Source organism: Halalkalibacter flavus (assembly GCF_036663575.1).
Classification (GTDB): Bacteria; Bacillota; Bacilli; order Bacillales; family Bacillaceae_D; genus Halalkalibacter; species Halalkalibacter flavus.
This window is the reverse complement of the sequence record NZ_JAWRVK010000179.1, coordinates 1-288: the sequence shown is the minus strand read 5'-3', so window position 1 is coordinate 288 and position 288 is coordinate 1. Positions and strand designations below refer to the sequence as shown.

1 protein-coding gene is annotated in these 288 nt (G+C 46.9%); it reads left to right on the top strand.

Features of this window, described 5'->3' with window-relative positions:
• Window positions 1-185 (top strand): peptidylprolyl isomerase (locus tag SAY88_RS24900; RefSeq protein WP_332635106.1); only part of this gene is annotated, 185 nt, incomplete at its 5' end.
• Between the last annotated feature and the right edge of the window lie 103 nt (window positions 186-288).

Here is a 288-nt window from a genome sequence, read left to right as displayed (position 1 = left end):
ATGACGCATACAAGAAGGGTGGAAACCCAACGTTGGATGGCTCATACACGGTCTTTGGTCAAGTTATTTCAGGTATGGACTTCGTCGACAAGATTGCGTCAGTCGCAACTGATGACAACGATAAGCCAACGGAGACGGTGACGGTAACGTCAGTTGAAGTGGTGAAGGATGCTTCAAGCAAGTAAAGCCAAAAAGAAAAGCACACGCTCAGAGAGCGTGTGCTTTTTGTTAGTGCGCTGTTTCTTCCTCTTGCACTTCATGGGCTTGTGCAGTGTTGTTAACAAGCAA